The sequence below is a fragment of the Streptomyces sp. NPDC034043 genome, assembly GCF_055575675.1.
Genome location: NZ_JBVISF010000004.1, coordinates 1 through 24,107, shown reverse-complemented (window position 1 = coordinate 24,107; position 24,107 = coordinate 1). Strand labels below are relative to the sequence as shown.

The following is a 24,107-nucleotide window of genomic DNA, read 5'->3' as shown; positions in this document are numbered from 1 at the left end:
GGTCAAGGGGCGGGCAGCCAGGGCTTCGGGGGGGCGCCGCCCCACCCCGCAGCTCCGGGTGCCCGCCCGCTTCGGCCTCAGGCCAGCTTGACCACCGCGCGGGACATGCCCAGGACCTTCTGGCCCGCGCTCATCGCGGTGAGGTCGACCCGGACGCGGTTGTCCTCCAGCTTGGCGGCGACCTTCGCGGTGACCTCGATCAGCGCGCCCTGGTCGTCGTTCGCGACCACGACCGGCTTGGTGAAGCGGACGCCGTACTCGACGACCGCGCCCGGGTCGCCCACCCAGTCGGTGACGACGCGGATCGCCTCGGCCATGGTGAACATGCCGTGCGCGATCACGTCCGGCAGGCCGACCTCCTTGGCGAACTTCTCGTTCCAGTGGATCGGGTTGAAGTCGCCCGAGGCGCCGGCGTAGCGGACCAGGGTGGCGCGCGTCACGGGGAAGGACGCCGCCGGGAGCTCGGTGCCGACCTCGACGTCGGCGTAGTGGATCTGCGCGGCCATCTCAGGCCTCCTCGGGGGCACGGGACACGAGCTTGGTCCACGCGGTCACGACGTGCTCGCCGGACTCGTCGTGGACTTCGCCGCGGATGTCGATGATGTCGTTGCCGGCGAGCGACTTCACGGCCTCGATGGTGGAGGTCACGGTGAGCCGGTCACCCGCCCGCACGGGGCGGACGTACGCGAACTTCTGGTCGCCGTGCACGACGCGGCTGTAGTCCAGCCCCAGCTGCGGGTCCTCGATGACCTTGCCCGCCGCCGCGAAGGTGATGGCGAACACGAAAGTCGGCGGGGCGATCACGTCCTGGTGACCGAACGCCTTGGCGGCTTCGGGATCGGTGTAGACGGGATTCTCGTCACCCACCGCGACCGCGAATTCGCGGATCTTCTCGCGGCCGACCTCGTACGGATCGGTGGGCGGGTAGGTCCGCCCCACGAAGGTCTGATCGAGGGCCATGGCTCACTGCCTCCTGTTGCAGGGACACGTTGACGGGGCGTTTGAAGGGCACGTGTGAAGGCGACACGCATCGAGCACGCCGACCGCCCCCGGTCCGGCGTACCGCGCACCTGATCAAGACCTGGTGCGGAAACGACACAAGGCCGCCCCCCATTGAAGGGGACGACCTCATGACGGTGCCTATATTGAGACTTCGCCAGTGACTAGCGGGTCTCGCGGTGCGCGGTGTGCGAGTTGCAGCGCGGGCAGTGCTTCTTCATCTCCATGCGGTCCGGGTTGTTACGCCGGTTCTTCTTGGTGATGTAGTTCCGCTCCTTGCACTCCACGCAGGCCAGCGTGATCTTCGGGCGGACGTCGGTGGCAGCCACGTGAGTGCTCCTTGACGGACTATGGGACGGATGAACGCATAAAAGAGTAGCCGATCGGGAGACCGACCCCGCAATCGGCTACTGGGTGTAGCGGCGACCGGACTTGAACCGGTGACACAGCGATTATGAGCCGCTTGCTCTACCGACTGAGCTACGCCGCTTTGATGAGATCCGTTCCCCACCCGAGGGTGGGGAACCTCTCTCACCAGAGCCCCAATGCGGAATCGAACCGCAGACCTTCTCCTTACCATGGAGACGCTCTACCGACTGAGCTATTGGGGCGAGCGATGAAGACATTACACGGTTGCCCGCCGTTCGCCCAAATCCTTTGGGGGGACTGGGCTCGGAAGCCTCCGCCCCCGCCATTCCACACGGCTCCCGGCCCACTTACCGGCCCGTTTGTGCCCGGAGTCACATTCCGCAGCCCCTCATCCCGCGCCTTCCCGCGTCCGCGCGCGCCCGCCGGGGTCGGGACCGGGACCGGGGTCACCAGGGCAGGTGGGCACCACACCGGTACGACTATTGCGCTCCTCCGCGAACCCGGGACCCCCGCGCCCTAGGCTCTGAGCACGCTGCGTGATCTTGGGCCGCCGGCTGCGGCCACGGCACAGGAACCGCCCGAGCCACCCCAGGAGCGCGATGTCCGACAGCCAGCCGCAGCAGCCCTCCCCCACCCCGCGCAATCCCGTCGGCGGCCCCGTCCCCGAGGCCACGGGACTGCTGCTCACCGGGGCCCGGCTGACCGACGGCCGTACCGTCGACGTCCGGCTCGGCGGCGGCCGCATCCAGGCCGTCGGCACCGCCGGGAGCCTGCCCGCCCCCGCGCTGTCCCGGGTCGACCTGCGCGGGTACCTGCTCCTGCCCGCCCCCGCCGAACCGCACGCGCACGGGGACACCGCGCTGACCGCCGACGGCGAGGGCCCGGTGTCGTACACCCCGGACGAGGTGCAGCGCCGCGCCACCGAGGCGGCGCTGCTCCAGCTCGGCCACGGGGCGACGGCCGTGCGCTCCCACGTCCGGATCGGCGACGTGCACGGGCTGGGCCCCATGGAAGCGGTGCTCCAGGCCCGCCGCTCGCTGCGCGGGCTCGCCGACCTGACCGCCGTCGCCGTTCCCCGGCTCCTGACGGGAGTGGCCGGCGCGGACGGGCTCGCCATGCTGCGCGACGCCGTCAAGATGGGGGCCTCGGTGATCGGCGGCTGCCCCGACCTCGACCCCGACCCGACGGGCTTCCTGGAGGCGGTCCTGGAGCTGGCCGCGGAACACGGCTGCCCGGTGGACCTGCACACCGACGGTGACGACCCGGGCCGGCTGGCCCGGCTTGCGGCCATGGCCGGGGGGCTGCGGCCCGGAGTGACCATCGGCCCCTGCGGCGGGCTGTCCCGGCTGCCGCTGGACTCGGCCACCCGTGCCGCCGACGGGCTCGCCGCGGCCGGCGTACGGGTGACCTGCCTGCCCCAGGGTGACTGCGCGGCCCTGGAGCGCCGCGGGCTGCGCACCGCTCCCGTCCGCCTCCTGCGCTCGGCCGGGGTCCGCGTCGCGGCCGGCAGCGGGGCCCTGCGGGACGCCGGGAACCCGGTCGGCCGGGGCGACCCGCTCGAAGCCGCGTACCTGCTGGCCTCCCAGGGCGGACTGCGCGCGGGCGAGGCCTACGAGGCGGTCAGCACCGCCGCCCGGGAGGCCATGGGGCTGCCGGAGGTGCGGGTGGAGGCGGGCTTCCCCGCGGAGCTGCTCGCCGTGCGCGGGGACCGGATCGCCGGGGTGCTGTCGCTGGCGTACAGCCGCATCGTGATCCACCGGGGGCGGGTGGTAGCCCGTACGAGTGCGGTGCGGGAGTACTGCGACTCGGCGGTCGCGGTGGCCCTGGATCTGCCCCGGCAGGGCCGTACCGAACCGGGGCCCTGACCGTTTGCCGGGCGTTCGCGGGCGGCCGCGCCCGGCTCGTCGTACGGTCGGGACATGCGCATCGTCATCGCGGGTGGACACGGTCGGATCGCGCTGCGGCTGGAGCGCCTGCTCGCCGCGCGCGGGTACGAGGTCGCGGGCATCGTCCGTGATCCGGAGCAGGGCGACGATCTGCGGGAGGCCGGTGCCGAACCGGTGCTGTGCGACCTGGAGTCGGCGTCGGTCGAGCACGTGGCGGGGATCCTGCAGGGCGCGGACGTGGCGGTGTTCGCCGCCGGGGCGGGTCCCGGCAGTGGTGCGGCGCGCAAGGACACCGTGGACCGCGGTGCGGCGGTCCTCTTCGCCGACGCCGCCGAACGGGCCCGCGTACGCCGCTTCCTGATGGTCTCCACGATGGACGCCGACCCGCGTCACGAGGGCGACGAGGTCTTCGACGTGTACCTGCGCGCCAAGGGCGATGCCGATGCCCACGTGCAGACCCGGCTGGGGCTGGAGTGGACTGTGCTGCGCCCGGGGCGGCTGACGGACGACCCCGGCACGGGGCTGGTCCGGCTGGAGGCCCACACCGGCCGGGGCTCCGTCCCCCGTGACGACGTGGCGGCGGTGCTCGCGGAGCTGGTGGAGACTCCGGCGACGGCGGGGCTGACGCTGGAGCTGGTCTCGGGCTCGGCGCCGGTCCCGGTGGCGGTGAAGGACGTGGCGGGCAACTGAGGTGGTGTGCGGGCGGCGGGGGTCCGCCGACGGGCCGTCAGAACCCGGACTGGACCGCGGTGTCGGAGCGCCTGACGGAGTGCTGCCGGAACTGCGTCTCGTACCGCTGCCGGATCCGTTCGACGCGGGCGCCCCGCTCGTCCGCCTCCTTCTGCGGGTAGAGCAGCACGACCTCGTAGGAGGTCTCGCGGATGATGGCGCCGTCGTCTCCGCCCCACTGGCCGTGCCCGTCCCGGAGGATCAGCCCTTCGGGGAAGGCGGGGGTGACCTCGCGGTCCAGGAACCGGGTGAACTCCGCCTTGCCGACGGGTTCCCCTCCGTCGGGGCGCTGAGTGCCGAAGTACAGCCGGGTCTCCCGGTAGGGCTCCCCCGTGTGGCTGTGCAGCGCGGCCCCGACGAGGGCCGGGATGCCCGCGCCGAGCAGGGCGAGCAGGACGCCGCCCCGGGCCTTGCCGCGTCCGTCCGAAGTCCATGTCATGCCCCGGGGAACGACCGGCGGCCCGCTTCGGTGCGTGACGGGGGCCGATAGGGTCACCCCGGAATCGGCCGCAGGGGGCGGCCGTACGGGTTCCGGGGTGGGGCATGGGCGATGGCGAGTGGCGCGTCAGCGCGGCCGAGGGCGGCCGGCTCTCGGCCCGGTGGTGGCGGTGGGCCCTGTCCGCGCCGGACGAGGAGAGCCCGGTGGGGGACACGACGGGCGCGTACGCCGGGTGGCGTCAGCCCCGGGACCTGTGGTTCCTCGCGGGGACCTACGGGGGCCGGGTGGTGCGCCGGTGCGGCGTCCCGTCGGCCCGGCCGCTGTTCTTCCCGGTGCTGACCACCAGGCGGGCGGCGGTGCCGTTCCTGACGAAGCCGTGCCGCCTGGAGGCGACCCGGGCCTCGGCGGCCCTGAACAGCTCTCCCCTGAGGCTGCGCGAGTTCTCCTCGAAGCCCTTTCCCGTGCGGGGCGTACCGCAGGTCGCCTGGGGACTGTGGTGCGCCCTCGAACCCCTGCCGCCGGGCCAGTTCGTCCTGGAGATCCAGGCGGCGGCGACGAACGGCTTCTGGATCGACACGACCTACCACCTGACGGTCACCGCTCCCTAGCCTCCGAGGCGCGGCACGGCTCGGCGCGGCTCGGCGCGGTATGGCTCGGCGCGGCGCGGTATGGGCCGGTGCGGGTTGCCGGTGCGTGCGGGGGTATGCGAAGAAACCCCCGCCCCTGCGTTTCCGCAGATGAACGGGGGTTCCACTCGCGTGGCGGCGCCAGGATTCGAACCTGGGTAGGCTAAGCCGACGGATTTACAGTCCGCTCCCATTGGCCACTCGGGCACACCGCCATGGGATGTCGCCTCGGTTCCCCCGCCTCGCGGCGTTGTTCCCTGGCAACGACGTAAACGATACCTGATGCTCGGGGGTGGTTCGCCACCGGATTGATCAGCGCCCCACGTGGGCGTGGTGGCTAGGCTTTGCGGAGCGGTCCGGGGATGTCCGGCCGCGGCCCTCCGGGGCACACCGCAGCCGACTTCAAGGAGCCACAGCACATGGCCGACTCCAGTTTCGACATCGTCTCGAAGGTCGAGCGGCAGGAGGTCGACAACGCCCTCAACCAGGCCGCCAAGGAACTCTCGCAGCGCTACGACTTCAAGGGCACCGGCGCCACCATCGCCTGGTCCGGCGAGAAGATCCTCATGGAGGCGAACTCCGAGGAGCGCGTCAAGGCGGTCCTCGACGTGTTCGAGACCAAGCTGGTCAAGCGCGGCATCTCGCTGAAGGCGCTGGACGCCGGCGAGCCGCAGCTGTCCGGCAAGGAGTACAAGATCTTCGCGACGATCGAGGAGGGCATCTCCCAGGAGAACGCCAAGAAGGTCGCGAAGATCATCCGCGACGAGGGCCCCAAGGGCGTCAAGGCCCAGGTCCAGGGCGACGAGCTGCGCGTCAGCTCCAAGAGCCGTGACGACCTCCAGGCCGTCCAGGCCCTCCTCAAGGGCAAGGACCTGGACTTCGCGATCCAGTTCGTGAACTACCGCTGACCCACCGCTGAGGCGCGGGCGCGCCTCTGAGGCGGACCCGTGGGGCACAACGGGGGCGGATCGCCGGGCAGGCCGGCGGCCGCCCGCGTTGTGCCCTTCGTCATGGGCGCCCGGCCGGGAGCGCGCGAGGTGTGTCCCGCGGCCGGGCCCTGGACCCGGTCCCGTCACCCCGGCCCGCTAACCTCCGCCCGTGGACAACGAGCTGAAGCGCAGCCTGGGGGTGTCCGACGCCGTCGTCGTCGGACTGGGCGCCATGGTCGGCGCCGGGATCTTCGCCGCCCTCGGGCCGGCGGCACGCGCGGCGGGCGGGGGACTCCTCGCCGCCCTCGCGGTGGCGGCCCTGGTGGCGTACTGCAACGCCCGCTCCTCGGCGTTGCTGGCCACCCGGTATCCGGCCTCGGGCGGGACGTACGTCTACGGCCGCGAGCGGCTCGGCCCCTTCTGGGGGTACCTGGCCGGCTGGGCCTTCGTCGTCGGCAAGACGGCCTCCTGCGCGGCGATGGCGCTGACCGTCGGGGCGTACGTGTGGCCCGGGCGGCAGCACGCCGTGGCCGTCGCGGCGGTGGTGGCGCTGACCGCGGCGAGCTACGGCGGGGTGCAGAAGTCCGCCCGGATCGCGCGGCTGATCGTGGCGGCGGTGCTGGCGGTGCTGGCCGGGGTCGTCGTGGTGTGCCTGACCTCCGGAGCGGCGGATTCCGGTGCTCTGGCCGGCGGGGACTGGGGTGCCGCCGGGCTGTTGCAGGGCGCGGGCCTGCTGTTCTTCGCCTTCGCGGGCTACGCCCGGATCACCACTCTGGGCGAGGAGGTGCGTGATCCGCGGCGCACGATCCCGCGTGCGGTGCCGCTCGCGCTGGGGATCGCCCTGCTCGTGTACGCCGCCGTGGCGATGGCGGCCCTGTCGGTGCTCGGCAGTGACGGCCTGGCGGCGTCGGCGGCTCCGCTGGCCGACGCGGTGGGCGCGGCCGGCCGGCCCGGACTGTCCCCCGTCGTCCGGGCGGGCGCGGCGCTGGCCGCGCTGGGCTCTCTGCTGGCCCTCGTGCTCGGGGTGTCGCGCACGGCTCTGGCGATGGCCCGGGACGGTCATCTGCCGCGCGCGCTGGCGGACGTACACCCCCGGCATCAGGTGCCGCACCGCGCGGAGCTGGCGGTGGGTGCGGTCGTGGCGGTGCTCGCGGCGACCGCCGATCTGCGGGGCGCGATCGGCTTCTCCTCCTTCGGAGTACTGGTCTACTACGCGATCGCGAACGCCTCCGCGTGGACTCTCGGTTCAGGTGTCAAGGACCGGGCCGTGGCGGCGGTCGGGCTGTCCGGCTGTGTCGTGCTGGCCTGCACGCTGCCGCTCACGTCGGCGGTTTCGGGCGCGGCGGTGCTGGCGCTGGGCGTGCTGGTCTACGGAGTACGCGGACGGTTCAGGTCCGGGGTATGAGCGGGGGCGGCGGGCCGGCTCCTCTCACGGGCCCGGCCCGGACCGTCCCCGCCGGGGTCCGGGCCGCGCTCCGGGTGGTCCCGCATTCGCGCGCGGCGGTGCCCGCGCGGCCGGCGGCTTGCTTCAGCAACTGCTCGGTCTCGTTCATGTGTTCAGGGTGCCGCACTCCACTGACAGCCGCCCCGGCCTGTGGACAACTCAGGCCAGGACGACCTCGACGCCCTCCTCCCGGAGGAAGCCGAGGAGCTCGTGGAAGGTGGCGGGGCGTCCCGTCAGGGGCTGTGGACCCAGGCAGCGGCGGGCCACCTCGTGGTCGTGCCAGACCAGGGTGAAGGGCCGGGTGGCTCCGAAGCCGCCGCTCAGGGCGTCCGCGACGCCGTCCAGGCAGCGTCCGAAGTATCCGCCCGGCCCGTTGACCGCCTCGCCGAGGGCACAGAAGAAGCCCTCCGCGTCGGTGACGTGCCTCCCGTCGAGGTGGTGGGTGCTTCGGGCCGGCCGGTCCGGGCCGTCGCGGTGCTCCAGCGCCGGGTCCAGCCAGCGGGCCCGCCCCTCGCCGTCGAACCGCGCCCACAGGTTGGGGACGGCCGGGCGGCCTTCGCTCCACAGGGGCCAGATCTCGGCGACCACGGGCGGCTGGGGCTCCATGTGCACGGTCAGGTCGTAGCGGTCCGGTGTCCGCGGCGACGGCCGGCAGTCGACGACGTGCGGGTTCCCCGCCGGGGCGAGGACCTCTCCGCGCGCGTCCAGGGCGTCCAGGCGCCGGTAGCCGAGCGGCCGTTCGTCCCTGCCTTCCAGGACCTCGCGCAGCGGCCCGTGCAGGGTGCACCCGAGGAGCCGTACGGAGTGCGGCGGCGGCTCCTCGACGGGCAGCACCTCGGCGAGCTCACGGAAGTGGCCCAGGATCCGGTCCTGGTGGTCGGACAGGCTGAAGCCCACGGCCAGGGGCGCCCCGGCGGGGTGGGGCGGCTGGTGGTCGGAGCGGACGGCCTCGATGGTGACGTGCGTCCGCGACGCGCCGCCGGGCCGGGTGGCGAGGACGCGGGCGTCCTCCAGGTACCACTCCCGGGCGGGGGTGCCGCCGCGATCCTGGAGCGGCGTCAGTACGAGGAATCCCAGCGCGGCCGGGAGTTCCGTCTCCGCGGTGAACCCGCGCAGCTCGTAGCGCCGCCGTACGGGGGCGGGCGGTTCGGCGAAGAGGTTCTCCGCCTCCTCGCACAGCGCCCACAGCCGCTCCTCGTACCGGTCCTCGTTCTCGCCCCACAGGGCGAAGCGCGTGCCCGCCGTCACCGCGTGGCGAACGGGGCGTCGGTGGGAACGATTTCACGGCCCAGGGGGAGCAGGGAGAGCGGGACCATCTTGAAGTTGGCGATGCCGAACGGGATGCCGATGATCGTGACGCAGAGCGCGATGCCGGTGACGACGTGGCCGATGGCCAGCCACCAGCCGGCCAGGACCAGCCACAGGACGTTGCCGACGCAGGACGGCGCGCCCGCGTCGCGGCGCTCGACCGTGGTGTAGCCGAAGGGCCAGAGGGCGTAGACGGCGATGCGGAACGCGGCGATCCCGAAGGGGATGCCGATGACGGTGACGCAGAGGATCAGGCCCGCCACGCAGTATCCGACGAAGAGCCAGATCCCGCTGAGTATGAGCCAGATGACGTTCAGGATGGTTTTCATCGGCTGTGGCCTGCCATCTGTTCGAGCCGGGCGATGCGCTCGGCCATCGGAGGGTGTGTCGAGAACATCCTGGACAGCCCCTGGCCGGGGCGGAAGGGGTTGGCGATCATCATGTGGCTCGCCGTCTCCAGGCGGGGCTCGGGGGGCAGGGGGAGCCGCTTGGTGCCGGCGTCGAGCTTGCGCAGGGCGCTGGCCAGGGCGAGCGGGTCGCCGGTGAGCTGGGCTCCCGAGGCGTCGGCCTCGTACTCGCGCGAGCGGCTGATGGCCAGCTGGATCACGGAGGCGGCCAGCGGGCCGAGGATCATGATGAGCAGCATGCCGAAGAGGCCCGGGCCCTCGTCGTCGTTGGAACGGCCCATCGGGATCAGCCAGGCGAAGTTCACCAGGAACATGATCACGGAGGCTAGGGCTCCGGCGACCGAGGAGATCAGGATGTCGCGGTTGTAGACGTGGCTCAGCTCGTGCCCGATCACCCCGCGCAGCTCGCGCTCGTCGAGTATGCGCAGGATGCCCTCGGTGCAGCAGACCGCGGCGTTGCGCGGGTTGCGGCCCGTCGCGAAGGCGTTGGGGGCCTCGGTCGGGGAGATGTAGAGGCGGGGCATGGGCTGGCGCGCGGACGTGGAGAGCTCGCGCACCATGCGGTAGAGCGCGGGGGCCTCGAACTCGCTGACGGGGCGGGCGCGCATCGCGCGTAGAGCCAGCTTGTCGCTGTTCCAGTACGCGTAGGCGTTCGTCCCCAGGGCGACGAGGACGGCGACGATCAGGCCGCCCCGCCCGAAGAGGCTTCCGATGACGATGATGAGCGCGGACAGCCCGCCGAGGAGTACGGCGGTCTTCAGCCCGTTGTGTCGGCGGTGCACGGTACGCCCTCCAAGTGGTGCGGCAGGGGAGCCCGTCGTGGATCTGCGGGACTTCGGTCCAGTGGACCCTCCCTTCCTGGTCAACGCGAGGTGGCGGCGTGTGGTTCCCAGGGCACGACGGGGCCGCCGCCCCGGCGGCACGGGCCGGGGGGCGGCGGCGGGCGTTACTCCGTACGGGTGAGCGCGTACGTCGGGGCGCGTCCGGGCGGGCTACAGCGGGAAGAGGGTGCCGGAGGCGAAGCGCAGGACGAGCTGCGGGGCGCCCGAGAGGATCAGGGCGGTGGCGGCGGTGAGGGCGATCGCGGCCGCGACGGGCCAGGGGGCCTTCGTGCGGGCGGGGGGTGCGCCCTCGGCGGGCTCGGCGGTGCGGAACAGGAGCGCGGTCCAGCGCAGGTAGTAGTACAGGGCGACGACGACGTTGACCGCCATGACCACGGCCAGCCAGCCCAGGCCGGCGTCGACGGCCGACCGGAAGACGGCGACCTTGGCGAAGAGGCCGATGATGCCCGGCGGCAGGCCGGCCAGGCAGAGCAGGAAGAAGGCCATCGAGAGGGCGGCGGCGGGCCTCTCGGCGTACAGGCCGCGGTAGTCGCTGATCCGGTGCAGCGGCTTCGTCCGGGCCACCAGGGCGGCCACGGCGAAGGCGCCGAGGTTCACGGCCGCGTACATCAGGGCGTAGGCGACGGTGGAGCCGATCTGGTCGCGGTCGGTGTACGCGGCCGCGGCGATCGGGACCAGCAGGTACCCGGCCTGGCCGACGGAGGACCAGGCCAGGAGGCGTACGGCGCCGTGGGCGCGGTCGGCGGACTGGCGCAGGGCGGCGGCGTTGCCGAGGGTCATGGTGAGCGCGGCGAGCACGGCCAGCGCCGGACCCCAGATGTCCGAGTACGCGGGGAAGGCGATCACCGTGACGAGGATGAGGCCGGTGAAGCCGACGGCCTTGCCGATCACCGAGAGGTACGCCGCGACGGGCAGCGGGGCGCCGACGTAAGTGTCGGGGACCCAGAAGTGGAAGGGGACGGCGGCGGTCTTGAAGGCGAAGCCGACGAGGGTGAGCGCGACGCCCGCCATGGCGAGGGTGTCGAGCTGCCCGGGCACCTCTTCCAGCCGGCCCGCGACCTGCGAGAGGTGCAGGGAGCCGGTGGTGGCGTAGACGAAGCTGACGCCCATCAGGGAGACGGCGGTGGCGGTGACCGAGGACAGGAAGAACTTGAGGGCGGCCTCGGAGGAGAGCCGGTCGCCGCGGCGCATGCCGACGAGGGCGAACGCGGGCAGCGAGGCCACTTCGAGGGCGACGATCAGGGTGGCGAGGTCGCGGGAGGCGGGCAGCAGGGCGGCGCCGGCGGCGGACGACAGCAGCAGGAACCAGTACTCGCCGGCCGGGGTGCGGGCGTCACGGACGGCGGTGACCGACATCAGCGCGGTGACCAGGGCTCCGGCCAGCACCAGGAACTGCACGACGAGCGTGAAGTGGTCGGCGGTGTAGCTGCACGCGGCCGGGTCGGTGGTGAGGCAGAAGGTGCTGCGGTCACCGGCGCGCAGCGGGAGCAGGACGGCGGTGGCGGCGGCCAGGCCGGCCACGGAGATCCAGCCGAGGACCGGCTTGCGGGCCTCCGGCATGAAGAGGTCGGCGACCAGGACGAGCAGGGCGACGGCGGCGGCGATGACCACGGGCGAGATCGCGAGCCAGTCGACGGACTGGACGAGGCTGGGGGCGTCGGCGGCGAGGACCGTCGTGGCCGTCATGGCCGTCATGCGTTGCCTCCTGCGAGGAGCTTCTGTACGGCCGGGTCGGTGAGGCCGAGGAGGAGGGCCGGCCACAGGCCGGCGAGGACGGTGAGGGCGACGAGCGGGGTCCAGGCGGCGAACTCGTGGCGCTGTACGTCGGCGAGGGCGGTCCCGGGGGCGGTCTTCGGGTCGCCCATGCAGACGCGCCGTACGACGACCAGCAGGTAGGCGGCGGTGAGCAGGGTGCCGAACGCGCCGACGGCCGTGTAGGTGAGGAAGGCCGGGCGGGAGAGGCCCTCGGCCGGGTCGAAGGCGCCGAAGAGGGCCAGCATCTCTCCCCAGAAGCCGGCCAGGCCGGGCAAGCCGAGCGAGGCGACGGCGGCGAAGGCGAGGAGCGCGCCGAGGCGGGGGGCGCGGCCGTAGAGGGCGGCGCCGGTGGCTCCGGCGAGGGTGTCGAGGTCGCTGCTGCCGTAGCGGTCCTTGAGGGCGCCGACGAGGAAGAAGAGGAGGCCGGTGATCAGGCCGTGGGCGATGTTGGCGAAGAGCGCGCCGTTGACTCCGGTGGGGGTCATGGTCGCGATGCCGAGGAGGACGAAGCCCATGTGTCCGACGGAGGAGTACGCGATGAGGCGCTTGAGGTCGCCCTTGCCGTTCTTGCGGGTCAGCGCGAGGCAGGCGAGGGATCCGTAGACGATGCCGACGGCGGCGAAGGCGCCGAGGTAGGGCGCGAAGGTGTGCATTCCGTCGGGGGTGACGGGCAGCAGGATGCGGACGAACCCGTAGGTGCCCATCTTCAGCATGACGCCGGCGAGCAGCACGGAGCCGACGGTGGGCGCGGCGGTGTGCGCGTCGGGCAGCCAGGAGTGCAGCGGCCACATCGGGGTCTTCACCGCGAGGCCGGTGCCGATGGCGAGTACGGCCAGGAGCTGGGTGGTGCGGCTCAGTCCGCGCCCGTTGTCAGAGGCGAGTGCCACCATGTCGAAAGTGCCGCTGTTCAGGCCGATCAGCAGCAGCCCGAGCAGCATGACCACGGAACCGAGGAGGGTGTAGAGGATGAACTTCCAGGCGGCGGCCCGCCGCTGAGCACCGCCCCAGCGGGCGATGAGGAAGTACATCGGGATGAGGACCATCTCGAAGGCGAGGAAGAAGAGCATCAGGTCGAGTACGGCGAAGGTCGCGAGGGTGCCGGACTCGAGTACGAGGAGCAGTGCGACGAAGGCCTTCGGGGAGGGGCCTTCGGGGAGCTTGAAGTAGCTGTACACCGCGCAGAGGAAGAACAGCAGCGCGGTCATCAGGAGGAGGGGGAGCGAGATGCCGTCGATGCCGAGGTGGATCCGGATGTTCAGCGCCTGGATCCAGCTGATGTCCGTCGTCGCCTGGAAGCGGGACGGGTCGTCGTGGTCGAAGCCCAGGGTGAGGGCGACGGCCGCGGCGAGGATGACCCCGGTGACGGTGACGCCGTGGCGGAGCACGGCTTGTCCGGGGCTCTTGCCCTTGAGCCCGGGCGGGGCCGGCAGGAGGGCCGCGACCGCGCCGAGGAGCGGTGCGGCCACGATGAACGCCAGAAGGAACTGCATCACGGACGGGCTGATATCGATCACGGCTGACTCTCGGCTCACGATCCGGCGTTGACGTTGGCGAGGACGGCGGTGGCGATGGCCAGGACCACGGCGCCGGCGAGCAGGGCGCTCAGGTAGCTCTGTACGTTGCCGGTCTGGGCCCGGCGTACGAGGCCGCCGAGCAGCCGGGGGCCGGCGCCCGCGCCGCGGACGTACGTGTCGACGACCTCGCGGTCCAGGAAGCGGACCAGGCCTGCGGCCGCGCGGGTGGGGCGGACGAAGAGCCGGTCGTAGACGGCGTCGAGGTGGAAGCCGTCGGCGGCGTGGCGGTGCAGCGGGCCGAGGAGGGCCCGGCCGGGGTCGGCGGCGGGGGCGGCCGGGACGGCGGGGTGGTCGTGGGCCACCTCGGCCACCTCGGGGGTCTCGGCGGCGGATGCGGCGGCGGCGACGGACGCGGGTACGGCGGCTCCGTTGCGGATCCCGGCGGCGGCGCGTGCGACGGCGCGCTGCCAGAGCCCATAGGTGAGCACCACGCCGATGAGGGCGGCGCCCGTGCCGAGGACCGAGGTGGTGACGGACGGGGTGAGTTCCACGCCGTCGAACCAGTCGGCGAGGGGGCCGGCGGCGAGGCCGAAGGCGACCGAGGGGACGGCCAGCAGCCACAGCACGCCGGTCATGGCGACGGGTTCCCTGCCGTGGTCGGGGGCGGCCGCGCCACGGCCGCGGAAGGCCATCAGCCACAGGCGGGTGGCGTAGGCGGCGGTGAGCAGGGCGGTCAGTACGCCCGCGACGAGGACGATCCAGCCGGCCGCGCCGGGAGCGAGGTCGGAGTGTCCGCCGGCGGTGTGCTCGGCGGCGACGAGGACGGCTTCCTTGGAGAAGAAGCCGGCGAAGGGCGGGATGGCGGCGAGCGCGAGCAGCGCGATCGTCATCGTCCAGAAGGCGTCGGGGATGCGCTTGGCCAGGCCGTCCGTACGGGACATGGCGGCCAGGGAGTTCGTCCCGGCGGCGTGGATGATGACGCCCGCGCCGAGGAAGAGGAGCGCCTTGAAGGCGCCGTGGGACAGGAGGTGGAAGACGGCGGCGCCGCGGTCGCCGACGGCCAGGGCGCCGGTCATGTAGCCGAGCTGGCCGACCGTGGAGTAGGCGAGTACGCGCTTGATGTCGTCCTGGGCGAGGGCGGCGAGGGCCGAGCCGATCATCGTGACGGCGGCCATGACGGCCATGACCACCAGTGCGGCCCGGGAGGCCGCGAAGACCGGCAGGAGGCGGGCGATGAAGTAGACACCGGCGGCGACCATCGTCGCGGCGTGGATCAGCGCGGAGACCGGGGTGGGGCCGGCCATGGCGTCGGGGAGCCAGGTGTGCAGCGGGAACTGCGCGGACTTGCCGGCGACGCCCGCGAGCAGGAGCAGCGCGATGAGCGTCGGGTGGTCGAGCCCGCCCGCGGCGACGGTGCCGAGGATCTTGGTGATCCGGAAGGAGCCGGCGTCGGCGGCGAGCGCGAACAGGCCGATGAGGAAGGGGACGTCGCCGAGCTTGGTGACGAGGAAGGCCTTGAGGGAGGCGGCGCGGGCCGCCTCGGTCTCCCAGTAGTGGCCGACGAGGAAGTACGAGCAGATGCCCATGATCTCCCAGCCGACCAGCAGCACCATCAGGTCGCCGGAGTAGACGACGAGCAGCATGGCGGAGGTGAAGAGGGAGACCAGAGCGGCGTAGGAGGGGTAGCGCGGGTCCTCGCGGAGGTACGCCGTCGAGTAGAGCTGTACGCAGGTGGCGACGACCCCGACGAGGGCGGCGACCAGGACGGCGAAGCCGTCCAGGTGGAGCGACAGCTCGATCGGCACGGAGCCGGTCGGGGTGAGCTCGGTCGCGGTGTCGATGGCCGGGCCGCCTCCGTGGCGGACGGCGACGATTACGGCGAGGACGGCGGCGGCCAGTGCCGGCAGGACGGCGAGCGGCCTGACGAATCCGGGTGCGGTGCGGCCCAGGAGCAGGCCGGCGACCGCGCCGAGGAAGGGGAGCAGGGGGACGAGGACCGCGAGGGTCGTGGTGCTCACGCGGCGACCTCCGGCCGGGCAGTGATGGCAGCGGTGTCATCGGGCCGTCCGGGCTCGTGGCCCTCGGCGGTGTCGCGCAGCCGGTCGACGTCCGAGGTGCCCCGGTTGCGGTACACCATCAGCACGATGGCGAGTCCGATGCCGATCTCAGCGGCGGCGATGGCGATCGTGAAGAGGGTGAGGGCCTGGCCGGCGTGCAGGGTGTCGCGCAGCCAGACGTCGAAGGCCACCAGGTTGAGGTTGACGGCGTTGAGCATCAGCTCGACGGACATCAGGACGAGGATGGCGTTGCGGCGGGCGAGGACTCCGTAGAGGCCGGTGGCGAAGAGCAGGGCGGCGAGGACCGCGGGGTAGGCGAGGTGCATCAGCGCTGTTCCTCCTGTCCGCCCGCGCGGGCGGCGGCGTCGGCGGCATCGGCGGCGTCCTCGGCGGGCGTGGTGCGCCGGGAGAGCACGATCGCACCGATCAGGGCGGCGAGGAGGAGGACGGAGAGTGCCTCGAAGGGCAGCACCCAGTGCTGGAAGAGGATCTCTCCGGAGACCCTGGTGGAGCCCTGGGCGGGTCCGTCGAGGTTGATCCAGGTGGTGCGGAAGGCGTCGACGACCACCCAGACGAGCGCGGCCCCGGCGGTGCCGGCGACGCCGAGCGCGACCCGGCGGTTGCCGGAGTCGGCGTCCGGGGAGCGGCCGATGGGGGCCTTGGTGAGCATCAGCCCGAAGAGGAGGAGGACGACAACGGAGCCGAGGTAGATCAGGACCTGGACCCAGGCGATGAACTCGGCGGTCAGCAGCAGGTACTCGACGGCGATCCCGCCGAGCGCGACGACCAGCCAGAGGGCGGCGTGCACGAGCTGCTTGGTGGTGACCGTGATGACGGCCGCGCCGAGGGTGCCGAGGCCGACGAGGAGGAAGGCGATCTCGACGCCGGTCGGCGAGAGGAAACCGGGGCCGGGCACGGGGGCGCCCGCGGCCGCGGCGAGGTGGGCGGGGTACATCAGGCGGTGCCTCCCGCAGGGGTGTCGGGGGTGCCGTCGGCCGGCGGTGCCGCCGCGGCCCGGGCAGCGGCGGCGGCCACCGCTGCGGCCTCGGCCTTCTCGACGGCCTTGCGGGCGGCGGCGATCTCCTTGGGCTCCTCCGCCGCCGGGTCCAGGGCGGGCGGGGCCGGCACGGTCCACATCCATTCGCGCAGCTTGTCGCGCTCGTGGGTGAGCTCGTGGATGTCGGTCTCCGCGTACTCGAACTCCGGCGACCAGAAGAGGGCGTCGAAGGGGCACACCTCGATGCAGATGCCGCAGTACATGCAGAGGGAGAAGTCGATGGCGAAGCGGTCGAGGACGTTGCGGCTGCGCTCGCGGCCGCCGGGGGCGGAGGCCGGCACCGTCTCCTTGTGGGAGTCGATGTAGATGCACCAGTCGGGGCACTCCCGGGCGCACAGCATGCAGACGGTGCAGTTCTCCTCGAACAGGCCGATGACCCCGCGGCTGCGGGGCGGGAGCTCGGGCTGCACGTCGGGGTACTGGGCGGTGTGCGCGCGCTTGGTCATGGTGCGCAGGGTGACGGCCAGGCCCTTGGCGAGGCCGGATCCGGGGATCGGGGGCATTACTGGATCGCCACCTTCACGATGCCGGTGAGCGCGATCTGGGCGAGCGCGAGGGGGATGAGTACGGTCCAGGCGAGCTTCTGGAGCTGGTCCTCGCGCAGGCGGGGGTAGCTCACCCGGAGCCAGATGACGACGAAGGCGAGGACGGCGGTCTTGAGCAGGGTCCAGAACCAGCCTAGGTCGTCACCGCCGAAGGGGCCGTGCCAGCCGCCGAGGAAGAGGACGGTGGTGAGGGCGCACAGGACGACGATGCCGGCGTACTCGGCGAGCAGGAACAGCGCGAAGCGCAGGCCGGTGTACTCCGTGTACGCGCCGAAGATGATCTCGGAGTCGGCGACGGGCATGTCGAACGGGGGCCGCTGGAGCTCGGCGAGGCCGGCGGTGAAGAAGACGACCGCGCCGACGATCTGCCAGGGCAGCCACCACCACTCGAAGGCGCCGACGATGCCGGGCAGGGACACGGTCCCTGCGGCCATGGCGACGGAGGCGGCGGCGAGCAGCATCGGCAGTTCGTACGCGAGCAGCTGGGCCGCGGTGCGCAGGCCGCCGAGCAGGGAGAACTTGTTGGCGGAGGCCCAGCCGCCCATGAGGCTGCCGAGTACGCCGACGCCCATGACGGCGAGCACGTAGAAGAGGCCGGCGTCGATGATCTGGCCGATCCCGCCGTTGCCGGGGCCGATGGGGATGGCGATCAGGACGAGGAGGTAGGGCAGCAGCGCGACGGCGGGGGCGAGCTGGAAGATCCGCCGGTCGGCGTTGGCCGGGACGATGTCCTCCTTCTGCGCGAATTTCACGCCGTCGGCGACGAGCTGGGCCCAGCCGTGGAAGCCGCCGGCGTACATGGGGCCGAGGCGGCCCTGCATGTGCGCCATGACCTTGTGCTCGGTCTGCCCGATGACGAGCGGGAGCACGAGGAAGGCGGCGAAGACGACGATCAGTCGCAGGGCGACGTCGAGGACGTCGTTCACGCGTCGCCTCCGTTGGTGTCGGGTTCGTTCTTGGTCTCGGGCCCGGGTTCGGCTTCGGGGTCCGGCCGCGGCTGGGTGGCGGCCGGGGGCTCCTCGAAGGCGGGCTTCGGGTTGTGCCAGGGCGCGTCCGAGCCGGGTTTCGCCGCCGGCGGGGTGGCCGGGCGCGGGGTCTGCGGGGCTTCGGCCGCGTCGGGCGACGGCGGCGGGGTCTGGCTGGCGGAGCCGTCCGCCACCGAGCGGGTACGCCGCACCGGGCGCGGGGTCTGCGGGGCTTCGGCCGCGTCGGGCGCCGGCGGCGGGGTCTGGCTGGCGGAGCCGTCCGCCACCGAGCGGGTACGCCGCACCGGGCGCGGGGTCTGCGCGGCATCGGCCCCCTCGGGCGCCGGCGGGGTGGCCGCGGCCTGGGTGGCCGAGCCCTCCGCCACCGAGCGGGTGCGGCGTACCGGGGCGCCCTCGCGCGGGGTGCGCGCGGGGCCGGCTCCGGCGGCGCGCGGGGTGCGGGCGGGCCGGGCGGGGGCCGGCGGCAGCTGGCCCTTGAGGGGGCCCCAGTCGTTGGGGTCCGGCACGCCCGGCGGCAGCATCTGGCGGCGCTTGGGCGCGTCCGGGTCGTGGGCCTCGCCCGGCTCCTTGGCCCCGGGCCACGCCTTGGCGACGCGCGCCGCCAGGACGAAGTCCTTGCGCAGCGGGTGCCCCTCGAAGTTCTCGGGGAGCAGGAGGTGGACGAGGTTCGGGTGGTCCGTGAAGGTGACCCCGAACATCTCGAAGGTCTCCCGCTCGTGCCAGGCCGCGCCCGCGTACACCGCGACGGCCGAGGGCAGGGAGGGCGCCGCGTGCGGAACGGTCGTCCGCAGCAGCAGGCGGCGTACCCGGTGGTTCTCCAGGGAGACGACGTGCGCGCAGACGCGGAAGCCCGTACCGGGCTCGTCGACCGCGCTCAGCCAGTCGAAGTAGGTGCAGCCGAGCTTGTCGCGGGCGATCTCCAGCGAGGAGATCCAGGAGCCGACGGGCACGTCGACGGTGAGGAGCTCGTACGCGGACGAGGCGACGGCCTCGGCACCGAAGACCGTGGCGGCCGCTTCGGGGAGGGAGTCGTAGAGGTTCACGCGCCGGCTCCCGGTGCGGGCGGCGCCGTGACGAGGCCGCTGGTGAGCTGGGCGACGGAGGGCGCTGCCGCGTAACGGTCCGCGAGCGACTCCCGGGCGATCTTCTCCTGGAGCTTGAGGATGCCCTGGAGGAGGGCCTCGGGGCGCGGCGGGCAGCCCGGCACGTACACGTCGACCGGAATGATCTGGTCCACGCCCTTGGTGACGGAGTACGAGTCCCAGTAGGGGCCGCCGCAGTTGGAGCAGGCGCCGAAGGAGATGACGTACTTCGGCTCGGGCATCTGCTCGTACAGGCGCCTGACGGCCGGGGCCATCTTGTCCGTCACCGTGCCCGAGACGATCATCAGGTCGGCCTGGCGGGGGCCGGGCGCGAACGGAATGACACCCAGGCGGATGAAGTCGTGCCGGGCCATCGACGCGGCGATGAACTCGATGGCGCAGCAGGCGAGGCCGAAGTTGAAGACCCACAGGCTGTAGCGGCGGCCCCAGTTCAGGACCACCTTCATGGGCTCCGGGGCGAGGCGGGAGAGCACTCCCAGCCTCTTCGGTTCCGGAAGCGGCTGGGGCTCCGGGGTGACGGCCGGTGTCACGTCCATTCGAGGACGCCCTTCTTGTACGCGTAGAGCAGGCCGACGGCCAGGAAGCCCAGGAAGATGAACATCTCGACCAGGGTCGTGGCGCCGTAACCGGCGGCGGCGAACACCGTCGCCCACGGGAAGAGGAAGATCGAGTCGACGGCGAAGATGACGTAGAGGAAGGCGTAGACGTAGTAGCGGACCTGGGTGTGCGCCCAGCCCTCCCCCACGGGGTCCACTCCGCATTCGTACGTCAGCAGCTTCTCGGGGGTCGGGACCACGGGCCGCAGCAGGCGGCCGGCGCCGAAGGCCACGGCGACGAAGAGCACGCCGAGGACCGCCAGCAGGCCGACGACCGAATAACTCCGGAAGTAGTCCGCTGCGATCACGGCTGCTGTCGATACCGTTGGGTCGGGCACGTCCGTTCCTCGCTCCTCGGCCACTGTCGACGATCGGGTTGATCTGGTACGGCAGGGAGTCTAGGGCCTGGGCCGCACGGGGTGGGGTTACCCCCCGTTCACTGGCGCATGGCTGCCCCATGGCGCGCGCGGGGCTCAGTTGACAGGCTGAGCCGCATGACCGCGAACGATCAAGCTTCCGCTCCCCCTCCCGTACGCCCCGCCTTCGCCGCGGCCACGTGGAAGGAGATCGCCTACCTGCTGAGCAACCTGCCGGTGGCGTTGATCGGGTTTGTTTACACGGTTTTCATGATTGCGACGGCGGGCGGGCTGACCGTGACCGCGATCGGACTGCCGTTGCTCGCATGCGGTCTCCTCGGGTCGCGGCAGTTCGGAAAGCTCGAACGCGTCAGGGCGCGGGCCCTGCTGGGCGTACGGGTGGACGAGCCGACACCGCTGCCGGGGCCGGCGCGGGCCGGCGGGTTCTTCGCCTGGCTGTGGGCCGGGATCAAGGATCCGGTGGGCTGGCGGACCGTGCTGTACGAACTGATCCGGCTGCCGTGGGGAGTACTGACCTTCAGTATCGCGCTGACGGGGCTGTTCGTGCTGTGGCCGGTGCTGCCGTACCTGGTGCGCGCCCTGGCCAATGCGGACCGCGCGATGGTACGGGGCCTGCTGTCGCCCTCCGACGAGCTGGAGCGGCGCATCGCCGAGCTGGAATCGGGGCGCGGGGTGGTCGTGGACACCGCCGCCGCCGACCTGCGGCGCATCGAACGCGACCTGCACGACGGGGCGCAGGCCCGGCTGGTGGCCCTCGCCATGGGTCTGGGCCTGGCCAAGGAGAAGCTGCTGGAGGACCCGGAGGGCGCGGCGGCGATGGTCGACGAGGCGCACGGCGAGGTGAAGCTGGCACTCCAGGAGCTGCGGGACCTCGCGCGGGGCATCCACCCGGCGGTGCTGACGGACCGGGGGCTGGACGCGGCGCTGTCGTCGGTGGCCTCGCGGTGCCTGGTGCCGGTCAAGGTGATCGTGGACCTCCCGGCCCGGCCGGCGGAGGCCATCGAGGGCATCGCCTACTTCACGGTGTCCGAGCTGCTGCAGAACGTCAGCAAGCACGCGGGGGCGCGCGGCGCGAGCGTCGAGGTGTGGCGGGCGGGGGCACGTCTGCTGCTCCGGGTCTCGGACGACGGGCGCGGCGGAGCCCGTACCTCCGGCGGAAGCGGGCTGGCGGGGCTGGCGGAGCGGCTGCGGGCCGTGGACGGGGTGTTCACGGTGGACTCCCCCGACGGGGCGGGGACGGTGGTCACGGCGGAGCTGCCGTGGCGGGACCGCCGGTAGTTCCTCCCGGGGGCCGGGCCGCCGTTGACGGGCGGGGCCGGGGCCGGGCGGGGGGCCCGTGTCCCCTGCCCGGCCTCCTTCCGTGCCCGGCGCCGCGCCCGGGGTGTCCCCGCGGGGCTCCGCCCCGGGCCCCCGCCCGGGGCGGAGCGGGGGCCGGGCCGTGGGGGGTGGGGTTAACCCCCCTCGGGAGACGCCGACCCGCCGCATGGTTCGGGCAGAGGGGCGGGCGGCAGGGTGGGGGAGGTCAAGGGACGAGTCGAAGGGCGGGTCGGGATCATGGGCAACGGCAAGGACGGCGGCCGGGCGGTACTGCGGGCTCCGGTGGCGGCGCAGACCTGGCGCGAGCTCGCGTACCTGGTCGTCGGCCTGCCGCTCAGCACCGTGTACTTCACGCTCGCCGTCACCGGAGTGGCCCTCGGGGCCGGGCTGCTCGTGACGTTCGTCGGGGTCCCGGTGCTGGCCGGGGTGCTGGCCATGTGCCGGGGCTTCGGGCGGGTCGAGCGGGCCCGGGTGCGCGGGATGCTGCGCGTGCCGCTCGCCGACCCGGCGCCGGTCCTGGCGGCGGGGAGCGGCCCACTGGCCGGGATGGGGGCGCTGCTCAAGAGCGGCAGCGCCTGGCGGCACGCGCTGTACTCGGTGATCCACCTGCCGTGGGCGGTGTTCGCCTTCACGACGGCGCTCGTGCTGTGGAGCACCGGCTGGAGCATGCTGCTGTACCCGTTGTGGTTCTGGGTCTTCCCCGCCTTCACCGACCAGCCGGGGCTGGCGGTGTTCCAGAACGAGACGTACGTCTTCTACCTCGACTCCCCCGTGGCGATCGCCGCGACCGCCGCCATCGGGCTGGTCCTCACGCTGGCCACCCCGTGGGTGGTGCGGGCCCTGACCACCGCCGACCGGGTGCTGGTCAGCGGGCTGCTCGGCCGGTCCCGTCTCGACGACCGGCTCAGCGAACTGGAGTCGGACCGCGGGGCGGTCGTGGACACCGCCGCCGCCGACCTGCGGCGCATCGAACGCGACCTGCACGACGGGGCGCAGGCCCGGCTGGTGGCCCTGGCCATGGACCTTGGCCTGGCCAAGGAGAAGCTGACCGAGGATCCGCAGGCCGCCGCCCGGATGGTGGACGAGGCCCACGGCGAGGTGAAGATCGCCCTCCAGGAGCTCCGGGACCTGGCCCGGGGCATCCACCCGGCGGTACTGACGGACCGGGGGCTGGACGCGGCGCTGTCGTCAGTGGCCTCGCGGTGCGCGGTGCCGGTGCGGGTGGAGGTGGACCTGCCGGCCCGGCCGGCGGCGGCGATCGAGGGGATCGCGTACTTCACGGTGTCCGAGCTGCTGCAGAACGTCAGCAAGCACGCGGGGGCGCGCGGCGCGAGCGTCGAGGTGTGGAAGTCGGGGACGCGGCTGCTGATCCGGGTGGCCGACGACGGGCGTGGCGGAGCGGATGCCTCCGGCGGGAGCGGGCTGGCGGGGCTCGCGGAGCGGCTGGACGCGGTGGACGGGGTCTTCGTGGTGGATTCGCCGGTCGGGGAGGGCACGGTGGTCACGGCGGAGCTGCCGTGGCGTTCCACCGGAAGCTGAGGCCCCGCGCCCCACCCGCCGGCGCGGCCGGCTCGACCAGCACAGCCCCGTACGCCTCTCGTACACCCCCCGCCAGGTGGCGCTTTCGGCCATGTCTTCCCCCATTGGCCGGGATCCGCCCCCGGCCGGGGGTCCGGCTGGGATGCTTGGCTCTGCCAAGTGGGTGGACGAGTGGACGCGGGAGCTGCGAGAACGTGGAAGACAGGGTGCGAGTGGTCATCGCCGAGGACTCAGTGCTGCTCCGTGAGGGCCTGACCCGGCTGCTGACCGACCGGGGGCATGACGTCGTGGCCGGCGTCGGGGACGCGGAAGCCCTGATCAAGACGGTGGCGGAGCTGGCCGCCGAGGGTGCGCTGCCGGACGTGGTGGTGGCGGACGTGCGGATGCCGCCGACGCACACCGACGAGGGCGTACGGGCCGCCGTACGGCTGCGCCGCGACTACCCCGGTATCGGCGTGCTCGTGCTGTCGCAGTACGTGGAGGAGCAGTACGCCACCGAACTGCTGGCCGGTTCCAGCACGGGTGTGGGCTACCTGCTCAAGGACCGCGTCGCCGAGGTGCGCGAGTTCCTCGACGCCGTGGTGCGCGTCGCCCGGGGCGGAACGGCCCTGGACCCCGAAGTGGTGGCCCAGCTGCTCGGCCGCAGCCGGAAACAGGACGTGCTCGCCGGTCTGACCCCGCGCGAACGCGAGGTACTGGGCCTGATGGCTGAAGGACGCACGAATTCCGCTGTGGCCAAGCAGCTCGTCGTCAGCGACGGGGCCGTGGAGAAGCACGTCAGCAATATCTTCATGAAGCTGGGGCTGTCCCCGAGTGACGGGGATCACCGGCGTGTACTGGCGGTCCTCACCTACCTGAGGTCTTGATTAACTGACAATCTGTCAGGTAAGGCGCGCCGCTCGTTACGGAGCGCCACGGCGACCGCCGGTTGATTTGGAATATTTCGAGTTGTGCACGACGTCTGTCGGACAGACTGCCCCGCGAGGGGCGGTCCAGAATGCGGGCGACCCAGGGCCGGACGACCTCACGGACGTAGGGTTGGTTTTGGGGACGAGCGCCCACGCCTCGAAGGAGGTCCAGTTCAGTGACCAGCCAGGTCAGTAGCCCGGCCGATCAGGCCGACGGGGCCGGCGGGCCCATCGGAGAGCAGCGCGCCTCGGCTGTGCCCCATGGAGCCGGCAAGGAGATCCGCCGTGTCGACCGGGTGATCATCCGTTTCGCGGGTGACTCGGGTGACGGTATGCAGCTGACGGGTGACCGTTTCACCTCGGAGACGGCGTCCT

At 72.7% G+C, this 24,107-nt stretch carries 24 protein-coding genes, 3 tRNA genes and 2 pseudogenes; 9 read left to right on the top strand and 20 right to left on the bottom strand.

All coding sequences use genetic code 11. From position 1 onward, the window contains the following. Positions 1-77 precede the first annotated feature (77 nt). The 5 genes from ACZ51S_RS11320 to ACZ51S_RS11300 all read right to left on the bottom strand — a co-directional run bounded on the left by ACZ51S_RS11320 (position 78) and on the right by ACZ51S_RS11300 (position 1,610). Complete coding sequence (locus ACZ51S_RS11320) at positions 78-506, bottom strand: MaoC family dehydratase (protein ID WP_468172730.1); 429 nt, start codon at positions 504-506, stop codon at positions 78-80. Between the two features lies 1 nt (position 507). Then, positions 508-960 carry an FAS1-like dehydratase domain-containing protein gene (locus ACZ51S_RS11315; protein ID WP_467889199.1) on the bottom strand — a complete coding sequence of 151 codons (453 nt, stop codon included), beginning with the start codon at positions 958-960 and terminating at the stop codon, positions 508-510. A gap of 203 nt (positions 961-1,163) precedes the next feature. Next, positions 1,164-1,328: a 50S ribosomal protein L33 gene (gene rpmG / locus ACZ51S_RS11310; RefSeq protein ID WP_007265873.1), complete on the bottom strand. Its 165-nt coding sequence runs from the start codon at positions 1,326-1,328 to the stop codon at positions 1,164-1,166. An 88-nt stretch (positions 1,329-1,416) separates the two neighbouring features. Further along, a tRNA-Met gene (locus tag ACZ51S_RS11305) sits at positions 1,417-1,489 on the bottom strand. 48 nt (positions 1,490-1,537) lie between these two features. After that, a tRNA-Thr gene (locus ACZ51S_RS11300) sits at positions 1,538-1,610 on the bottom strand. A 357-nt stretch (positions 1,611-1,967) separates the two neighbouring features. Between ACZ51S_RS11300 and ACZ51S_RS11295 the strand changes: the two genes are divergently transcribed. Together ACZ51S_RS11295 and ACZ51S_RS11290 are read left to right on the top strand one after the other, a co-directional pair. Next, the gene (locus ACZ51S_RS11295) at positions 1,968-3,233 is read left to right on the top strand and encodes an amidohydrolase family protein (protein ID WP_468804129.1); all 1,266 of its coding nucleotides are present in this window, start codon (positions 1,968-1,970) and stop codon (positions 3,231-3,233) included. Between the two features lie 54 nt (positions 3,234-3,287). Continuing rightward, on the top strand, positions 3,288-3,944 hold the full coding sequence (locus tag ACZ51S_RS11290) for an SDR family oxidoreductase (RefSeq protein WP_468804128.1): 657 nt from the start codon (positions 3,288-3,290) through the stop codon (positions 3,942-3,944). Positions 3,945-3,981: 37 nt separating this feature from the next. Here the strand turns inward: ACZ51S_RS11290 and ACZ51S_RS11285 are convergent, their stop codons facing one another. Beyond that, positions 3,982-4,422 (bottom strand): DUF3574 domain-containing protein, encoded by a 441-nt coding sequence (locus ACZ51S_RS11285; RefSeq protein ID WP_468804127.1) that lies wholly within the window; start codon positions 4,420-4,422, stop codon positions 3,982-3,984. 104 nt (positions 4,423-4,526) lie between these two features. Between ACZ51S_RS11285 and ACZ51S_RS11280 the strand changes: the two genes are divergently transcribed. After that, positions 4,527-5,030 (top strand): hypothetical protein, encoded by a 504-nt coding sequence (locus ACZ51S_RS11280; protein WP_468479178.1) that lies wholly within the window; start codon positions 4,527-4,529, stop codon positions 5,028-5,030. Between the two features lie 151 nt (positions 5,031-5,181). On the opposite strand, the gene ACZ51S_RS11275 is transcribed toward ACZ51S_RS11280, so the two are convergent. Beyond that, a tRNA-Tyr gene (locus ACZ51S_RS11275) sits at positions 5,182-5,263 on the bottom strand. A 204-nt stretch (positions 5,264-5,467) separates the two neighbouring features. Here ACZ51S_RS11275 and ACZ51S_RS11270 point away from each other — a divergent pair. Together ACZ51S_RS11270 and ACZ51S_RS11265 are read left to right on the top strand one after the other, a co-directional pair. After that, positions 5,468-5,956, top strand: coding sequence for a YajQ family cyclic di-GMP-binding protein (locus ACZ51S_RS11270; protein WP_030030284.1), 489 nt, complete (start codon positions 5,468-5,470; stop codon positions 5,954-5,956). Between the two features lie 190 nt (positions 5,957-6,146). Further along, entirely contained in the window at positions 6,147-7,382 is a 1,236-nt protein-coding gene (locus tag ACZ51S_RS11265; protein WP_468804126.1) for an APC family permease, read from the top strand. Between the two features lie 198 nt (positions 7,383-7,580). Here the strand turns inward: ACZ51S_RS11265 and ACZ51S_RS11260 are convergent, their stop codons facing one another. The 13 genes from ACZ51S_RS11260 to ACZ51S_RS11200 all read right to left on the bottom strand — a co-directional run bounded on the left by ACZ51S_RS11260 (position 7,581) and on the right by ACZ51S_RS11200 (position 19,929). Then, positions 7,581-8,669 (bottom strand): barstar family protein, encoded by a 1,089-nt coding sequence (locus tag ACZ51S_RS11260; RefSeq protein ID WP_468479176.1) that lies wholly within the window; start codon positions 8,667-8,669, stop codon positions 7,581-7,583. Continuing rightward, the gene (locus ACZ51S_RS11255) at positions 8,666-9,058 is read right to left on the bottom strand and encodes a YccF domain-containing protein (protein WP_468479175.1); all 393 of its coding nucleotides are present in this window, start codon (positions 9,056-9,058) and stop codon (positions 8,666-8,668) included. Before ACZ51S_RS11255 ends, ACZ51S_RS11260 begins: the two co-directional genes overlap by 4 nt. Beyond that, positions 9,055-9,918: a zinc metalloprotease HtpX gene (gene htpX, locus ACZ51S_RS11250; protein WP_388934928.1), complete on the bottom strand. Its 864-nt coding sequence runs from the start codon at positions 9,916-9,918 to the stop codon at positions 9,055-9,057. The genes ACZ51S_RS11255 and htpX overlap by 4 nt, the downstream gene beginning before the upstream one ends. A gap of 210 nt (positions 9,919-10,128) precedes the next feature. Beyond that, the gene (locus ACZ51S_RS11245; protein WP_468479174.1) at positions 10,129-11,673 is read right to left on the bottom strand and encodes an NADH-quinone oxidoreductase subunit N; all 1,545 of its coding nucleotides are present in this window, start codon (positions 11,671-11,673) and stop codon (positions 10,129-10,131) included. Continuing rightward, the gene (locus ACZ51S_RS11240; protein WP_468804139.1) at positions 11,670-13,223 is read right to left on the bottom strand and encodes a complex I subunit 4 family protein; all 1,554 of its coding nucleotides are present in this window, start codon (positions 13,221-13,223) and stop codon (positions 11,670-11,672) included. The genes ACZ51S_RS11245 and ACZ51S_RS11240 overlap by 4 nt, the downstream gene beginning before the upstream one ends. Positions 13,224-13,261: 38 nt before the next feature. Next, entirely contained in the window at positions 13,262-15,265 is a 2,004-nt protein-coding gene (locus ACZ51S_RS11235) for an NADH-quinone oxidoreductase subunit 5 family protein (RefSeq protein ID WP_468479173.1), read from the bottom strand. Then, on the bottom strand, positions 15,262-15,630 hold the full coding sequence (gene nuoK, locus ACZ51S_RS11230; protein ID WP_388934937.1) for an NADH-quinone oxidoreductase subunit NuoK: 369 nt from the start codon (positions 15,628-15,630) through the stop codon (positions 15,262-15,264). The genes ACZ51S_RS11235 and nuoK overlap by 4 nt, the downstream gene beginning before the upstream one ends. Further along, positions 15,630-16,259, bottom strand: a complete 630-nt coding sequence (locus ACZ51S_RS11225; RefSeq protein ID WP_468960601.1) for an NADH-quinone oxidoreductase subunit J family protein — start codon at positions 16,257-16,259, stop codon at positions 15,630-15,632. The genes nuoK and ACZ51S_RS11225 overlap by 1 nt, the downstream gene beginning before the upstream one ends. Further along, entirely contained in the window at positions 16,259-16,864 is a 606-nt protein-coding gene (locus ACZ51S_RS11220; protein ID WP_468960598.1) for a NuoI/complex I 23 kDa subunit family protein, read from the bottom strand. Before ACZ51S_RS11220 ends, ACZ51S_RS11225 begins: the two co-directional genes overlap by 1 nt. After that, on the bottom strand, positions 16,864-17,832 hold the full coding sequence (locus ACZ51S_RS11215; protein WP_468479170.1) for a complex I subunit 1/NuoH family protein: 969 nt from the start codon (positions 17,830-17,832) through the stop codon (positions 16,864-16,866). The genes ACZ51S_RS11220 and ACZ51S_RS11215 overlap by 1 nt, the downstream gene beginning before the upstream one ends. Then, complete coding sequence (locus ACZ51S_RS11210; protein WP_468960595.1) at positions 17,829-18,935, bottom strand: NADH-quinone oxidoreductase subunit C; 1,107 nt, start codon at positions 18,933-18,935, stop codon at positions 17,829-17,831. Before ACZ51S_RS11210 ends, ACZ51S_RS11215 begins: the two co-directional genes overlap by 4 nt. Next, positions 18,932-19,531 (bottom strand): NADH-quinone oxidoreductase subunit B, encoded by a 600-nt coding sequence (locus ACZ51S_RS11205; protein WP_388934953.1) that lies wholly within the window; start codon positions 19,529-19,531, stop codon positions 18,932-18,934. The genes ACZ51S_RS11210 and ACZ51S_RS11205 overlap by 4 nt, the downstream gene beginning before the upstream one ends. Then, the gene (locus ACZ51S_RS11200; RefSeq protein WP_388934956.1) at positions 19,522-19,929 is read right to left on the bottom strand and encodes an NADH-quinone oxidoreductase subunit A; all 408 of its coding nucleotides are present in this window, start codon (positions 19,927-19,929) and stop codon (positions 19,522-19,524) included. The genes ACZ51S_RS11205 and ACZ51S_RS11200 overlap by 10 nt, the downstream gene beginning before the upstream one ends. Before the next feature lie 156 nt (positions 19,930-20,085). Here ACZ51S_RS11200 and ACZ51S_RS11195 point away from each other — a divergent pair, with 156 nt between their 5' ends. The 4 genes and pseudogenes from ACZ51S_RS11195 to ACZ51S_RS11180 form a co-directional block, all read left to right on the top strand. Then, complete coding sequence (locus ACZ51S_RS11195) at positions 20,086-21,246, top strand: sensor histidine kinase (RefSeq protein WP_468479166.1); 1,161 nt, start codon at positions 20,086-20,088, stop codon at positions 21,244-21,246. Between the two features lie 167 nt (positions 21,247-21,413). Then, positions 21,414-22,824 (top strand): annotated as a pseudogene (locus tag ACZ51S_RS11190) (sensor histidine kinase). A 206-nt stretch (positions 22,825-23,030) separates the two neighbouring features. Next, entirely contained in the window at positions 23,031-23,690 is a 660-nt protein-coding gene (locus tag ACZ51S_RS11185) for a response regulator transcription factor (RefSeq protein ID WP_007265849.1), read from the top strand. 218 nt (positions 23,691-23,908) lie between these two features. Further along, positions 23,909-24,107, top strand: a pseudogene (locus ACZ51S_RS11180) (2-oxoacid:acceptor oxidoreductase subunit alpha); the annotation flags it as partial.